At 46.9% G+C, this 13136-nt stretch carries 16 protein-coding genes and 2 tRNA genes; 3 read left to right on the forward strand and 15 right to left on the reverse strand.

Translation table 11 applies throughout. The features are described 5' to 3' along the window. Positions 1–304: 304 nt before the first annotated feature. Positions 305–664, forward strand: a complete 360-nt coding sequence (locus HMPREF3142_RS00345) for a colicin E1 family microcin immunity protein (RefSeq protein ID WP_021313793.1) — start codon at positions 305–307, stop codon at positions 662–664. Positions 665–728: 64 nt separating this feature from the next. Here HMPREF3142_RS00345 and HMPREF3142_RS00350 read toward each other — a convergent pair whose 3' ends face one another. The 5 genes from HMPREF3142_RS00350 to phoH all read right to left on the reverse strand — a co-directional run bounded on the left by HMPREF3142_RS00350 (position 729) and on the right by phoH (position 3275). Further along, positions 729–1139, reverse strand: a complete 411-nt coding sequence (locus HMPREF3142_RS00350) for a type II toxin-antitoxin system YafO family toxin (protein ID WP_070611330.1) — start codon at positions 1137–1139, stop codon at positions 729–731. A gap of 9 nt (positions 1140–1148) precedes the next feature. After that, entirely contained in the window at positions 1149–1766 is a 618-nt protein-coding gene (locus HMPREF3142_RS00355; protein WP_070611331.1) for a hypothetical protein, read from the reverse strand. Positions 1767–1860: 94 nt separating this feature from the next. Beyond that, a complete protein-coding gene (locus HMPREF3142_RS00360; RefSeq protein WP_032440523.1) occupies positions 1861–2106 on the reverse strand; it encodes a GrxA family glutaredoxin in 246 nt (81 codons plus the stop codon). After that, complete coding sequence (locus tag HMPREF3142_RS00365; RefSeq protein WP_070611336.1) at positions 2103–2489, reverse strand: Gp49 family protein; 387 nt, start codon at positions 2487–2489, stop codon at positions 2103–2105. Before HMPREF3142_RS00365 ends, HMPREF3142_RS00360 begins: the two co-directional genes overlap by 4 nt. Positions 2490–2498: 9 nt before the next feature. Continuing rightward, complete coding sequence (phoH, locus tag HMPREF3142_RS00370) at positions 2499–3275, reverse strand: phosphate starvation-inducible protein PhoH (protein ID WP_070611338.1); 777 nt, start codon at positions 3273–3275, stop codon at positions 2499–2501. Between the two features lie 150 nt (positions 3276–3425). Here phoH and HMPREF3142_RS00375 point away from each other — a divergent pair, with 150 nt between their 5' ends. Next, the gene (locus HMPREF3142_RS00375; protein ID WP_064164506.1) at positions 3426–4238 is read left to right on the forward strand and encodes an abortive infection system antitoxin AbiGi family protein; all 813 of its coding nucleotides are present in this window, start codon (positions 3426–3428) and stop codon (positions 4236–4238) included. Between the two features lie 200 nt (positions 4239–4438). Here HMPREF3142_RS00375 and HMPREF3142_RS29220 read toward each other — a convergent pair. The 8 genes from HMPREF3142_RS29220 to HMPREF3142_RS00410 form a co-directional block, all read right to left on the reverse strand. Further along, a tRNA-Ser gene (locus tag HMPREF3142_RS29220) sits at positions 4439–4525 on the reverse strand. Positions 4526–4672: 147 nt separating this feature from the next. Next, positions 4673–4747, reverse strand: a tRNA-Asn gene (locus HMPREF3142_RS00380). Positions 4748–5503: 756 nt separating this feature from the next. Beyond that, complete coding sequence (locus HMPREF3142_RS00385) at positions 5504–5803, reverse strand: hypothetical protein (protein ID WP_047066207.1); 300 nt, start codon at positions 5801–5803, stop codon at positions 5504–5506. Positions 5804–5948: 145 nt separating this feature from the next. After that, positions 5949–6164, reverse strand: a complete 216-nt coding sequence (locus HMPREF3142_RS00390; protein WP_023279477.1) for a hypothetical protein — start codon at positions 6162–6164, stop codon at positions 5949–5951. Further along, positions 6148–6312, reverse strand: coding sequence for a hypothetical protein (locus HMPREF3142_RS00395; protein ID WP_165395558.1), 165 nt, complete (start codon positions 6310–6312; stop codon positions 6148–6150). The genes HMPREF3142_RS00390 and HMPREF3142_RS00395 overlap by 17 nt, the downstream gene beginning before the upstream one ends. Positions 6313–6323: 11 nt before the next feature. Further along, entirely contained in the window at positions 6324–7646 is a 1323-nt protein-coding gene (locus HMPREF3142_RS00400) for an ATP-dependent DNA ligase (protein WP_070611339.1), read from the reverse strand. Continuing rightward, a complete protein-coding gene (locus HMPREF3142_RS27115; protein ID WP_050484095.1) occupies positions 7646–8113 on the reverse strand; it encodes a hypothetical protein in 468 nt (155 codons plus the stop codon). Before HMPREF3142_RS27115 ends, HMPREF3142_RS00400 begins: the two co-directional genes overlap by 1 nt. Positions 8114–8188: 75 nt before the next feature. Continuing rightward, positions 8189–8977 (reverse strand): hypothetical protein, encoded by a 789-nt coding sequence (locus tag HMPREF3142_RS00410; protein ID WP_070611341.1) that lies wholly within the window; start codon positions 8975–8977, stop codon positions 8189–8191. 288 nt (positions 8978–9265) lie between these two features. Between HMPREF3142_RS00410 and HMPREF3142_RS00415 the strand changes: the two genes are divergently transcribed. Further along, positions 9266–10432 (forward strand): hypothetical protein, encoded by a 1167-nt coding sequence (locus tag HMPREF3142_RS00415; protein WP_064164509.1) that lies wholly within the window; start codon positions 9266–9268, stop codon positions 10430–10432. Between the two features lie 42 nt (positions 10433–10474). Here HMPREF3142_RS00415 and HMPREF3142_RS00420 read toward each other — a convergent pair whose 3' ends face one another. Both HMPREF3142_RS00420 and HMPREF3142_RS00425 read right to left on the reverse strand, forming a co-directional pair. Beyond that, entirely contained in the window at positions 10475–11599 is a 1125-nt protein-coding gene (locus tag HMPREF3142_RS00420; protein ID WP_172579089.1) for a DNA primase, read from the reverse strand. 146 nt (positions 11600–11745) lie between these two features. Then, positions 11746–13086 (reverse strand): DnaB-like helicase C-terminal domain-containing protein, encoded by a 1341-nt coding sequence (locus HMPREF3142_RS00425; RefSeq protein ID WP_070611344.1) that lies wholly within the window; start codon positions 13084–13086, stop codon positions 11746–11748. Between the last annotated feature and the right edge of the window lie 50 nt (positions 13087–13136).

The raw sequence follows: 13136 nt of genomic DNA on the forward strand, positions 1-13136 counted from the left end.
GTATATTAGGCATTGTTTTTATTGAGATCAACCTAAAATACCCTCTTTTGTCTAATGATTCCATACCTACCAAGTATGGAATCATAGAAAGGCCTTTTTTTGAAAATTAGTCATCAGGGCCGTGCCATTTCCCGCTTGTTTGTTTGCGACATCACCCTTGTCTTTGCGTTATGTCCCATCGTTGTCCGGTGCCAGTTTAGTCATGTTTGCGTCTATGGCTGTCTCGATGCCGCTTGGTCTCGAAGGGGGATTCGTCAATTCATGTTATGATAGCTTTAATGGTATAGCTATGAAGGAATCATAGATGATGACCTTAAAATATTATTTACGGCACTGCTTATGGGGATGGTGTGGTTATGGCTATCTGATCTATTTTATAGTGCGCGATATGAATGACGGACTCATTTTTCCTGCCTATGCTCCTTATATGCCATTTGTGGTTACATATCTTGTTTTAAGCGCCATTCTGTACCCATTCTCATATTATACTTCGGAGAAACTAGCCCTTAAGATAATGACCAAACCCTTTTGGGATCGTCACATTGGCGTGAATAGCGGTGTGTATGGCATGTTCATTATTTTGTGGTTATTTTGCCTGCCGCTTTCTGTACCGTTATTTCTCGTATATTTATGCATACGTGCAAAGACTAGATTAAGTGCCTAAAAAATATGAAAATTATCGCAATAGAACCACGCTACGAATGAGAAAGGCATGGAGCTGCAGGTAACTACGGGTTTGTTAATTTCTGGAAGGCTGCCGCGTATTTGGCAATGTCATTCATTATTCCATTGTCATTTGCCGTGTTGTGAGCATTATTTGGGAAGATGGCCAACAGGCTATATACGTCCTGTAACTTGGCGTGCTGGGTGTAAACGAGGGCGCGATCGCTTGTACAGTTGAACCTGTTTCGGTGGCTTTTTCGTTCTTGCTTGGTGAATAAGAGATGGACGTGGTAAACACGAGAGGATACTACAGAACCTGGTGCGGTATAGGGGCCATCTTTGCCAAAAACGTCCGGATAAAAGCCGTTCTTAAAACTCACAAAATCAGTAAGTAAGGAGGTCTCCAGATCAGGCATTACTCTGAAGACCGGCTCCAAAAATTGGGCGTAACTATCACTGTTCCATGTGACTTTCATCGATCAGCCTTAATGGAAGGAGAAGTTTGCGAAGACGTCCTCATCAATGAGACCTGTCTGCGATTCGATAACCTCAACTTCGTTAAAGCACTGATTTAAAATCATCAGGAGGTCAGAAACCGCCAGACGGTACTCAGTGATAGCATCACTCAAGCGTTTCAGGTACGGATGTGGCAGTTCGGCGTCACGGATGAACTTGTTAACAAAGCCCTCTAAACCACGTATGGACAGGTCAACGTTCTTCAAGTCCTCGTAACGGCTTTCACCGAAAGATTCGCGGATTTGTTCCGCACTGTAACCTGAAATGCTATGGGTCAACTGAACGTGTTTCGCCGTCAGCTCTGCGAGCCTTTGTTCAATATCCGCAAGTTGAGCTGCGGTGTCACTCTCAGCAACCGGAATGCCTTCCGTTTGCGGCAGTCTGAACTCATGGGAATCTGCAAAACCGGGCCTCGTCGACCTTGTGATGCCGCCGAAACGGGGACGCATCTTAAATTTTGTGTGTACACGCTTCGGGAATGCTTTCGGAGTGTTATTTGCATTCGAAAAGCGTGAAGCGTTAGAAGTCACGGTAGCAAGAGCATTGCTAATGACATTCATATCTTCCAGGCAATTTTCTAAATGCATAAAACCTCTTTACAGCTAAATGGCTCGTACCTAAGTGTACGCTCTGTTATCAAAAGCGACAAATCAAAAAGGCCCCAAACGGAGCCGTATTGTATTACAGAGTGCTTGCGAAAGCAGCAAATTCTGTGTAACCGCCGATTGGAACATCGTCCAAAAACACCTGGGGAATGGTTTCTACCGGCTTCCCAACCATGTCACTCAGCTTTTGTTTATCGATCCCGGCAGCGACAATATCGATGTACTGATATTCGCCATATCCATGCCCCTGCAGCTGCTTCGCCAGCTCAACTGCCCGCTTACAGAAGGAGCAATTATCTCGGCCATAAATCACACACTTCATTGTTTTGCCTCGTTAAATCTTTGTTTTAAGAGATATCCTTCAAGTGGCCAGATTTTAGCGACTGCGTTCTGGCGCGCAATCTTACGACCGATCTCCGGATCAAAGTTTTCCGGGCTTGCACAAGCTGATTCACCGGTAACGATGAATCCGTTCTCCAACACCAGTACACAAAACGTCAGTAATTTAAGCGACTCAAGATCAGCGTCGCCAGCAACTGGCACCTCTTTGCCGGCATAGGTCCCACTTGCCAGGGCGCCAGATCTGCCATCAAAGGCCGTAAAATAATGTTCGGCGTGGATAACGCTTTGGATACGTTCTGGGGTTACTCGCGCGGCCGTTTTTCCCTTGGCCACGATTTCTTTTTCGATTTCCATGTCAGTCATTTTGTTTCCTTACAGGTAGGCTTGAAGCGCCACTTTACACAGCTCTGAGCGCACGCAATCTTCGACCGTGAACTCAATGAGCCCTACCTGACGAGATGGCTGGAACCGCTGCAGGGCGTCCTCAAGACCAGATTTAACATTTCCCGGCAGGTCGCATTGGGTTACATCACCGTTAACGATGACCGTTACGTTCTCACCCATCCGGGTCAGGAACATCTTCATTTGTGACGCTGTCACGTTCTGGGCCTCATCGAGGATGACCACAGCATTTTCGAACGCGCGACCGCGCATGTATGCGAAGGGGGCGATCTCGACTTTGGCCACCTCTGGCTTTAGGCAGTATTCGAGAAATGAAGCACCAAGGCGCTTCTGGAGTACATCGTAGACGGGACGAAAGAATGGAGCGAACTTCTCGGCCATATCGCCAGGCAGGAAGCCCAAATCCTCCTCTGCCTGCAGTACGGGGCGCGTAACGATAATACGCTCTACTTCCTTATCGAGTAATCGCTGTGCGGCGACGGCCGTCGCCAGGAAGGTTTTGCCGCAGCCGGCTTCGCCAGTGGCGAACGTCAGTGCTTTGCTATCAAGGGAGATAAGATAGTGGGCCTGGGCCTCATTGCGTGCCTCTATGGGGGAAGTGTCACGCTTCGGTTTTGGGGGTAGAGCAGGGGCGGCGGAGGCCAGCTCGTCTACGATAATAGTGTCGATCTCGTAGCCGAGGATACGCGATTTTGACTTAAGTGCCTGGCGAGCTGCGCGTCGCGCCTGTTTACGTTTGTTTCCCATATTGAGTCCTTTCAAGTGAGTAACCGGAAGAACTATACCTAAAAGACAATGCAAATGTAAGTAAGTAGTTACCTATTTTTTTTATGTAAAAGATAATGATCAAGTACTGTGGTACTATTTCTAAAACCGAGAACAAATGCAGAGGGAAAAGTGGTTACGAAAAAGAAAAAGGATGAGCTAGTTCAAAGTCTCCATCCTACTACTATATTTCATTTTACCGATAAAGAAGATGCCTTCTATAGTATTCTTTCTCAACAATATTTTAGGCCGTCACTTTCCACAGAAAGAATAACAGGAGTTGAGGGTAGAAGATATTTTTCAGTCCCAATGGTATCATTTTGTGACATAAAATTATCTCAAATACTCTACCATAGCATTAAATATGGTGAATTTGGTTTTGGGTTAACAAAATCATGGGCAGAAAAAAATGCTCTACACCCTGTTCTTTACATGAGTCAGGCAAGTACACTTTTTTCAAAATATAATGCAAGAATTCGCTTACTTAAAGATAAATTAATTCCTCTATGGTCTCAGAGGTTCAGCCTGATTGGCAAGGAACGGGACGATTTTGAAAATTTAAAATCAGAATATGCAGATCTTTATAATCTTTTGCGTTATATGAAAAACTACAAAGGGACGTTAAAAAGAAGAGATAAAAAAGATGTTCCTAATTTCATGTTTGCTGATGAGAAAGAATGGCGCTACGTGCCAGAACCTTTCGTTGGGGATTTTTGGCCAAGTCTGAACTTGGAAAAGGTCAAAGAGCGTAATGATGCAAGATTAATGAGTGAGAAGTTCGCCAACTATGGTGTTAGATTTACTTTCGAAGACATCAAGTATATTATCATCCCGACTGAAAAGCACATCAATAAGCTAATCGAACATATATCCGAGCTGGATAACTACAACCCTTCAATAATAAGCAAAATTATTACTATGGAAAAGGTGAGAAATGATTTCTAACCGTCATAAGGTGTCTTATTAAAATAAAAGGGGCCGAAGCCCCTTTGGATTTTGCGCTGAAAAAAGTGTTGCTAAGATGCTAGAAGCTATGGTTAAAGAACGTCTGCCGTAATGTCTATCACAGCGTTGAGCGGTCTGGCCATGGTGACAGGCGGAGTCTTTTCGATAAGAAAAAAAAACCAAACCGCTCAACGCTGTGTTGGCGGAGGATAATGGAATCGAACCATCATCGCTTTCGCAATGGGACGGTTTTCAAGACCGCTTGGGCGCCATGCCCTCTATCCTCCGTTCGTTGTGACGCCAGATGCTTATCTTCTGGTTGCTTCAACGAGCTGCAATTCATCACAACGGTAAGGGCATTCAGGGAATCAGATCCGTCGCGAACAGCCAAAGAGCGCGCCTTCCTTGCTGTCGTCCAAATACCCTTACCGTTGTGGCGATGGTGGGTGGATTCGAACCACCGACCAGTTGATTAACAGTCAACCGCTCTACCACTGAGCTACACCATCTAAAGTTGACACCGTCAGCCTCTGTCGATTTACGGGCTTGTGGGTCTGTATCGCCGATTCACCGGCGACGTTCGCAGCAGTCCTACCAGCTTTCTGCCACTTGTGCTTTACGTTTTCACCAAACGCTTACAAGCCAAGATCTTTAAATACTCTCCGAGGGTTGAGGAGGGTTTTCATTCAGATCTAATTGGATGTATGGAATCATTTAATCGTTGTGGCCACGGGGCAGTGACAACAATGGCTATAACCAGAAGGATAATGAATCCGTGACCACAACGTTGAGACCACTGAACGGATTAATGTACTTGGCCCTACATGTCTGCCGGTTCTGCCTCTGTGATGCAAAAACCAGTGGTCTCAACGTTGCGTGCTGGCTCACCAAACCAGCCGGGTTACGTCGCCATTTTTAACCCAAGACTAAACGACATAAGTAACAGAAATGACGTAACAGGATAGACGGTCGGGCCTTTGGGAGCCGGGATGTGTTGGACATAATACCCAACCGCCCATTCTGTTACCTCATCGGTAAGGGCACTGGTTAACCAGATGCCCTACCTGCGTTTTGCAATCACACTCGCTTAGTGTGTCCCATTTCGGTGACGAGGCTGGAAACTGACCTCGCTGGTGTTTGGCTTTTTAGGCTACTGCCAGATACTGATTGTCGTTTGCAGTTATCTTTAAACGTTCAAACAGTCGCGTCTCAACGAAAACAAGTCAATCATAGTTGTATCAAAATAATAAGTAAATACTTACCTATTATTTCATGCATTCGTTTGCTCCTTTTTTGATCAGCTTTGGCTTATCATCCTGCGTCCGTTGGATTGTGGCCGTGAATCTTTTTGCCTTTATGCAAAGGACTTCATCTTCCTTCAGCTCGCCGTACCGCTGTTCAAGCAGAGAACCAAGGCACCAAAGCGTGTCATCGATACGCTTGCGACTGGCGAATCTTAAGAGCAGTAGCTTTACAAGAGACTGGCCAACCGTGAAAGCTACTGCGACACCAGAGGCCACAAAGTACAAGCCTACCCACCAGTCTAAGGAGGTTAGATTGCTCATTTTGATACCCCTGTTTCGTGAACGACGCGATATACCCTCTTACCGATACGTAGTGTTTTGGTCTTCAGTTCCTGCTTGATCAAGTCATGACAGATGATGAAGCCAAGGGCGACGCCTCCAGAAAAAGACAATACGATGTATGGAATCATGAGTATTCTCCTGCTTCAATCAGTTGCTCAAGCAGCTCTCGCCCTTTATTCGTTAACTGGTAGTTCTCTGCCTTTCCTTCCGGTTCAACATTGGCCACCAGGTTCATCTGTTCGAGCTTGGCTCGTGTCTTGGGTTTCCAGTTAGCGTAGAAACATGACCATTGGCTGATTTCACGCAGGGTTTCCTTCTCTCGCTTACTCAGGACGATCATCGCCAGTCTCCTTTAGCGTGTTAGTAATGTCGATGATGCGGTATACGCGGCCACGTCTTTCCATCAGGCCGCGCTTCACGTAATCGTTAATGTTGCTGAGCGTCACCAAAGTTCCGATGACGAAACCGACACCCAAAAAAACAATCATCCAACCGAGCATCATTCTTTATCTCCGACACGTTCTTCGGTATCGCGAAGGCATTTGGGCCACTTAAGCCGCGGATGACGCAGACTGCCATCTGGTGTGTACTCGTGAAAATTCACCTTCACAATACGGCCCATGTACTTGTCCTGGTTATGCCAGATCTCATCGAGGTAGCGATGCTTGATTCCAGAAGCGCGGACCTCGACTCCATCTTCGAGGCGAATAACGATTTTGCCGAGGGTATGAGCAAAGCCGGCATCCGGATCTCCAGGTAGAAAGCCGATAATCTCCCCATCAGCTTCGTTTTCATCTTTTAGTTTCCACCAGCTGCGGGTGCGCTTGAACTCGTATACAGAATCCGGGTCTTTGCCCATCTCTCCTTCTTCGTTATCGTCCAGACGCTTCATAAACCGCTCTACAAAGTCTTCATGGCTGTAGATGATGTAGAAGGGGTGCATATGAATATCAGCCGCGTAATCCTGGCCGCGTGTATTTCTGAACCAGGCCACCAACAGTGAAAGACGCTGTTTCAGCTTCATACCGTTCTTCTGGTATTCGACTGTTTTAGCCTGTACGCGCCACTCTGGTAGGAAGAAATCGAAGATATGATAGGTTGCGCCAACCGCCTTCACGTTCTTCTTGCGTAGCGCTGAGACTGAATTGTTAAAAGAACCTGCAGTACCTTCACCATCGAAAAAGATGTGTTTGTAGCCTGAGAGCTTGCCCAGCTCCAGCATGGCAGGTTTCAGGTGATCGAGAGATGTAATCGGGTTTCCGGTACGCGACAGAAAGTTAACCTCTTCCTCGTCCACGATCACTTCACAAATAACCCGAAGACCATCCAGTTTTAGGCTGCCTATCATTGGCCATCTGGCTTTTGGATTTGCCTTGAAGGGGTACTTGTCGCCTTTTTCTTTATAGGCGGTGGCCAGCTGCACCTCAAACTTCGGGATCGGGCTGGCGAACACCTTATTGCAGAGACTTATGCCGACGCCGGCTTTCGGGTCTTTCAGCAGGAACCGGCGAAATACGTCCTGACCGTCTGCACACATCGAAGCAACCAAAGACTCGACCGCAGTAATGGCTGCGTTCCCCGTAAGCTCCCGGGCAGCCAGTTTCTCCAGCAGCTCTATCGCCTTCTCATCACTGTGTACGGACTTGCTAAGTGGATCGACCACGTTGTATTTCTTCACCCCGAAACGAACAAACGGGTTCAGCATGAGTGACACCATTCTTTGTTCGAAGTCATCCATACTGGCCAGCGCCTCTTTCTTGGCGTTCGTTCCCATTGTTTTAATGGCGTCCAGCTTATGTTTAAGCGCGATCAGCTTCTCCATTAGTCGGTCTTCTCCTTTAAGGTTTCTTTGATAAGTTCTGAATAAATCTCGCTGGCATCCGGCAGTCTGCCAGTTTCAGCCACGGTCGAAGATTGGCGCTTCCCTTTAATTCCACTGTAGATAGATGCACTGCCTCTCTTCGGCTGCAGGGTTCTCGCTGTTCGGTTTCGTTCCTCCACCTCTTCAATGAGCGCCGGCATATCGACGAAATACAGCGACTCACCTTGCCGGATTTCCTCCACCATCATTTTCAGCGCCTGGCATTTTCCGGCCGAAATGGCGTTCGCACAGGAGGTGAACGATGACGCCGGCAGTCGCTTCTCTTTGAAGGCAAGGATCGTGTGCTGACAGACGGTGTAGCTGCAGTACGAGTCATGTCCGTTAAGCTTCACTTCCGGGCAACGCAGCGAGTAGCCGTTGAGTCCAGAGATCGAAGGGATTTTTGATAAGTCAGTTTTGGTAGCCATTTCTCTAAACGATAATCTTGTACTTACTAATCAGTTTAAATAACTCTGTACGGGGACACAGTACATAGTCACGGCTTACCAGGTGGCCCAGCCGGTCATCTTGTCACTTGCGGCTTCGTATCGATAAGGGGTTAGCAGGTCGTTTGCGGCATGAACGGCGTGGGATTTGGCTTCCTGAATCAGCATAGGCATTTCATTGGCCAAACGACTGATCTTACTTGCGTATTGTGCCAACACCCCATCACAGACGCGGCCAGCCTCAACGATCACGTTGATTAAGTCCAGATCACTACGACACAGGTCGCAGATACGCCCATAGTCCAGCTCACGAACACGCGCTATAGCCTTGTTGTAATCTCCAGAGACAATCATTTCCAATAAGCCTGGTGGTGCTACCAGATCTACATGGCGCTTTTCAACATCGGGAGAAGTCATGACGCTGACGAAAGCCTCTCCTACTGTCTCGCATTTGCTTTCTACGGCTCTTAGAGTCACGTCCACGCTCTTCTCAAGCGTTTCTCTGCTTTCCATCTGGTAGCAGTTTGAGAAGATGATTTTGTCGTCATACCAGGCGCCAAAACGCGCGACTGGCCCAATGCCGGTCTCAAGCGACGGGACGATGAACGCAACCAGAGCTACACGCTTTTGAACAGTACCGGGCATTTCAGGCGTCTTTGCGTACCACACTAACACCGACGTATGTGTCGCCCCTTCTTTGAGAGGAATGCAGGATAGCGCATTCGATATATGCTCTGATGCCTTGTTGAATGAGGCATCGATGATGCTCTCCAGTTCGCCCTCGCCAAGCTCTACGCCTGACTTCTTGATCATCTCTAAAACTGCCTGTTCGATATCTTCTTTCATGTGATGTCCTCCACAACCAGAAATAAAATTATTACATGAAAATATGTAAGTAGCTACTTATCAAACAACAGCGAAGAGGGACATAATGGCAACAGCCCAACACAGCAGTGCATAGGCCACAAGGGCGTTTAGCTCGGAGCGAAGCTATCTATCAAGACTTAACCTTACTAATGCTGTTCGTACTCTGCTAACATCTTAAAGTGCACAGCAATGTGTCAGAGTATTGACCACCCTGATTGATAACAAACGCCATAAAATTAGAATGCGTTTTGCATAGAAGAGGAAGGTATGACTTTTTGGAATGATTCCTACCAGAGCGAATTAAAATCAATAGACCTTTGGATTGATAAAAACATCAGATATAATGATGTTATTCCTGGCGATCTTAGCAAGCTTAGTGATGATGAGTTTATAGAAGCTGTATTGTTTCTTAGTTGGGATTATTTTCGAAACTTATTTGTTTCCCACAGGGATTCTCTCAATAAATATACTCAATTCAATCAGCGCTACTTACAAGAAAGAGCTCTCCCAAGGTTGGATAAACTAGAGTCAAACCGTTTTTATTTTTTAAATATTCTAATAAGAAATGTGTACGAGCACTATTTCTGGACTCAAGATTCTGCACATCCTCCTGTTTTTGTAGAAAGGGAGACACTTGAAAGATTAGACCAACTAGCCTCCCCCTCTGATAGAGATGCGCAATTCTTGTGGATTGAGCGCTCAATGCCTGCCGCATTAATAAAGAGTATTTTATCATCGGAAGAATTTGTTACATTGAGAAAGATGGCTAACGATGTCAGTGGGTATGAAGAAAAATTCACCAACCAGATAGAGTTAGGAACTCAGAAAGCTCAAGAACAAATAGAAAAAGCTTCTGATAACCTTAAGGCGTTAATTAATAGAGCTGAAAATTCTCAAAAAGATATCAGTACGTATGTTGATAAGCTTAATGAATATAAAAGCGAGTATAACTTCGTCTTGTTGAGCAAAGCATTTTCAAATTTACTACATACAAAACAAGATGAGTACCAAAAAAATCACCATAGCGTTATTTTCTTTTCAGTTTTATTGGTTCTTATCCCCACAGGGGCTTTGATAAACCATATTTTCGAGCTGTATAAGGTTGAATTCAACCTTAGCGCACTTGCTTATTACTTACCGATACTATCGCTAGAGTTGCTAATGTTTTATTTTATGCGTCTTTATTACATTGAAGGAAAAGCTATTAAGGCTCAACTCTTACAGATAGAACAGAGGCTCAGTCTATGTGAGTTTATACATGATTATGTGGAGACAAAAAGTAAATCAGGCTCTGAAAAGGAATCGTGGTCATTATTTGAAAAGCTAATTTTCAGCCCTATACAGGTTTCTTCTGAAAACATACCGTCCTTACTGGATGGCGCATCATCTATTGCCGAGTTAGCTGGAAAAGTCTTGTCCAGAGATTCAAAATAATCATTGCTGGCTGCTCAGGCGGCAGGCAGCCAGCAATATACCTCACGAATTAAACACCCTTATACCGAGAACCTTGCTCTGCAGCTCCAGCTGCTTAGAGTAGGGTTTTGCACGATAGTAGGCTTTGAGAATTTGTTCCTGGGTGGCCTCTCCGGGATCTAGCCCTTCTTCTCCAAGACAGGCTATTTTCACATTTAACCCTATACTGGCTAATCGTCTGGCTGCCGCCATTGTGTTTCGGATCGCTTGCTTCTCGCTATCCCACATCATGATGACGTTTCGCAGACCATCAGCCTTTAACGACAGAAACGCGCCCAGCTGGTCTTCTGCGTCTACAGTCGTGTTTCCGGACAGATGCATCCCGAACGTGCCAATGGGCTCTACGTAGTCCCGGAGTGTTTCCTCGTCGAATATGGCGCGCTTAACCCCCATGACATCGAAAGCCCCCTCACAGACGACGACTGTTTGCTTTCCAACTGCGTTATGTCCGTTATAGAGAAACCTCCCGGATGCCGGCAGCTGCATTGGAAAGAGATATCGGCGTTCTGCTGCGCCGGTGATGTCACGCCCCTGGAATGTCTTCATCACCCCATTCAGATCGTAAATCGGTATCAGGATGCGCATGTCGAATGCCTGCCCTTTAACCTGATCGGTATATGGGTCGACATAAGCATGTTTTCCCTCGACGCAGTAACGCAGGTCAAAATATTTGGCCAGCTCCGGGGTAATGTTCCGCTCAACAAGATAGTCCGGCAGCCGACCGTCAATTGGTAGCTCATAATGCCGCGGTAAAGCCACCGGGCCTTCAAGTTCCACAGCACTGGCCAGCACAACCTCTTCTTTTTTTGGCGCCCAACCTTGAGACAGGAGTGCGTTATGTACGTATTCCTCGAAGGCACGACGAGACTTACCGCTGTAGTGTTTGAGGAAAACCAGCTTGTTAAATTGAATTTCTTCTGGGTGATCGCCAGCGAAGCATTTCCCGACGTTGTTGGTCAGGTTGAAATAGACCTTCCAGTTTGTGCTTCCACATACCGGACATTCTTTGATATTCACTTCGCGGCCGCGGGCGCTTACACCGCCGCGACGATAGATGATGCCTTCCATATCCATCCATTGTTCGAAATCCAGCTCGGACAGTAACTCTTTGAGGTCACTCATTGTCATTCACCGCAGTTTTTAAAAGGCAATATCTTGATAAGCCTCGGTTTTTGAATACCATAGAGGCTCATGTGTTTTTCCTTTTGTGATTAAACAAAAGGTAATTTGGAAGGGCGTGGGGCTGTTATCCGTCTTTGCCCCACGCCTATTTTTTAAAGAACTTCCATGATCCGCTCGATGAAGCGCATCTGTTCGAGGTTCTGCTTAACGCGAATACTCACCCCGCCCTTCTGGTTACGAGAACCAGCAAAATAGAGACGTGCTTCGCCTTTGGCTTCTTCCTCCTCAGTCTTGTTGATAGTGATGACTAAGTCGGCAATACGGACTTTTTCAATATTGTCCGCGGCGTGCATCATGGTGGCCACTTCGGATGAGCCACCTTCACGGTTGGTCTGGGATGCCGTGATTCCTGCAACGTTGTGCTTATCGTAGAGAGCACGCAGATCGGTGTAGATAGAACGGATGTTCGCCCGGTCGTCACGGAGGTCGTAACTGGCACGCATCAAATCCGCATAGTCGACCACCACCATATCCGGGATCATGCCATTCGCTTTCATACTATTGAGCATACGATCCAAATCTGCAGGCGACATGCTTCCTGACGGGCGCTCAACCACCCAGAGATTCCCCACCCCTTTCGTCGCGCCAAGCTCCGCGAGTTTCCGGTGAACGTCGTCACGCTGCTCTACCAGCTTTGACATCTCCGTTTCAGACAGCCGCGCATCGAAGCGATCGGAGAGAATCGAGGTATGCACTTCGAGAGAAAGATACAAAACGTTGTAGCCGGCCAGCGTTGCGTTAATGGAGAACTCTCCCATCGCTGTCGATTTACCTGATTTCGCAAAACCCATGAAGAGCACCATCTCACGTTTCGCCCACCCTTTTTGATAGAGCATACGATCCAGCAGCGGCAGGCCAGTGGTGATGCTGTTCGGCACGTAATCATCTGAGGCCTCATATTCACGAGCCTTGTAACGTTCCGCTGCAGAGGCGAAATAGTCATAAATGCCCGTCGCTTCGTTAGAACCGATCTGCTGCACTTTGGCCATGATGGCCATCGCTCCCTGGAAGTCGCCCTTCTCCTTCATCTCGGCCGCTTTAATCAACGCATCGTCGAACGCTACACTTTTAGCGAACGTCGCGACCTGGTCGACCATGTAAGCCGTATCAGAGAGTTTTTCCGAGAGCACTCGCTTAAACGCCGCCACAACATCCGGGAACATCTCTTCTCTGATCGTCTTATCGCGTTTAGCACGCTTCAACATATCGAGGATGGCCGCCGATGAAGGCGCGCTCTTATACATTCTGAAATAGCCCGATACCATGTTCACCAGTATGGCGTTCGCCGCATTGGAGAATTGGTTGGGGGCAACCAGATCGCCGGCACAAGTCAGAAACTCATGATCGCGGCAAAAATACGCCGCCAGACGATTCTGGAAGTCGTCGTCGAACTCTTCAGACAACCCTCGTCCCGTGTGGCAAAGTTCGGTCATGTGTTTGTTATCCTTTGGTGCTTAAACAAGTTGTTTTCTAATCGTAAAAA

Source organism: Klebsiella sp. HMSC16C06, assembly GCF_001808325.1.
GTDB lineage: Bacteria > Pseudomonadota > Gammaproteobacteria > Enterobacterales > Enterobacteriaceae > Klebsiella > Klebsiella variicola.

Excerpts from the sequence above, each read along its gene's own strand:
- HMPREF3142_RS00345 (WP_021313793.1), top strand. The coding sequence starts at position 305 with ATGATGACCTTAAAATATTATTTACGGCACTGCTTATGGGGATGGTGT.
- HMPREF3142_RS00350 (WP_070611330.1), bottom strand. The coding sequence starts at position 1,139 with ATGAAAGTCACATGGAACAGTGATAGTTACGCCCAATTTTTGGAGCCG.
- HMPREF3142_RS00355 (WP_070611331.1), bottom strand. The coding sequence starts at position 1,766 with ATGCATTTAGAAAATTGCCTGGAAGATATGAATGTCATTAGCAATGCT.
- HMPREF3142_RS00360 (WP_032440523.1), bottom strand. The coding sequence starts at position 2,106 with ATGAAGTGTGTGATTTATGGCCGAGATAATTGCTCCTTCTGTAAGCGG.
- HMPREF3142_RS00365 (WP_070611336.1), bottom strand. The coding sequence starts at position 2,489 with ATGACTGACATGGAAATCGAAAAAGAAATCGTGGCCAAGGGAAAAACG.
- phoH (WP_070611338.1), bottom strand. The coding sequence starts at position 3,275 with ATGGGAAACAAACGTAAACAGGCGCGACGCGCAGCTCGCCAGGCACTT.
- HMPREF3142_RS00385 (WP_047066207.1), bottom strand. The coding sequence starts at position 5,803 with ATGAGCAATCTAACCTCCTTAGACTGGTGGGTAGGCTTGTACTTTGTG.
- HMPREF3142_RS00390 (WP_023279477.1), bottom strand. The coding sequence starts at position 6,164 with ATGATCGTCCTGAGTAAGCGAGAGAAGGAAACCCTGCGTGAAATCAGC.
- HMPREF3142_RS00395 (WP_165395558.1), bottom strand. The coding sequence starts at position 6,312 with ATGATTGTTTTTTTGGGTGTCGGTTTCGTCATCGGAACTTTGGTGACG.
- HMPREF3142_RS00400 (WP_070611339.1), bottom strand. The coding sequence starts at position 7,646 with ATGGAGAAGCTGATCGCGCTTAAACATAAGCTGGACGCCATTAAAACA.
- HMPREF3142_RS27115 (WP_050484095.1), bottom strand. The coding sequence starts at position 8,113 with ATGGCTACCAAAACTGACTTATCAAAAATCCCTTCGATCTCTGGACTC.
- HMPREF3142_RS00410 (WP_070611341.1), bottom strand. The coding sequence starts at position 8,977 with ATGAAAGAAGATATCGAACAGGCAGTTTTAGAGATGATCAAGAAGTCA.
- HMPREF3142_RS00415 (WP_064164509.1), top strand. The coding sequence starts at position 9,266 with ATGACTTTTTGGAATGATTCCTACCAGAGCGAATTAAAATCAATAGAC.
- HMPREF3142_RS00420 (WP_172579089.1), bottom strand. The coding sequence starts at position 11,599 with ATGACAATGAGTGACCTCAAAGAGTTACTGTCCGAGCTGGATTTCGAA.
- HMPREF3142_RS00425 (WP_070611344.1), bottom strand. The coding sequence starts at position 13,086 with ATGACCGAACTTTGCCACACGGGACGAGGGTTGTCTGAAGAGTTCGAC.